The 304-nt window shown below is 64.5% G+C and carries 1 protein-coding gene; it reads left to right on the top strand.

Annotation, left to right across the window (positions count from 1 at the left end):
• On the top strand, positions 1-304 hold a 304-nt coding region (locus OWC48_RS46835), incomplete at both ends, for a flagellin (protein WP_282526046.1).

The raw sequence follows: 304 nt of genomic DNA, 5'->3' as shown, positions 1-304 counted from the left end.
CCATCGGCGCGCTGCAGGACACCGTCCCGGCCGACATGACCACGCTCGATGGCTACATCGCGCAGGTCACCGCCGCGATCAATACGGTGGCTGGCGCTGCTGCCGATCTTGGCGCCGTCAAGAACCGAATCGCGACCAACTCGGAGTTCGTCAAGAACCTGATGGACTCGGTGGATCGCGGTGTCGGCCAGCTCGTCGACGCCGACATGAATGCGGAATCGACCCGCCTTCAGGCGCTGCAGACCCAGCAGCAGCTCGGCGTTCAGGCGCTCTCGATCGCCAACCAGAACAGCCAGAGCATCCT

It is taken from the genome of Bradyrhizobium sp. Arg816, from assembly GCF_029989365.1.
In the GTDB taxonomy this organism is placed as follows: Bacteria; Pseudomonadota; Alphaproteobacteria; order Rhizobiales; family Xanthobacteraceae; genus Bradyrhizobium.
The sequence above is the reverse complement of the archived record's forward strand: the minus strand, read 5'-3'. Positions and strand labels throughout refer to the sequence as shown.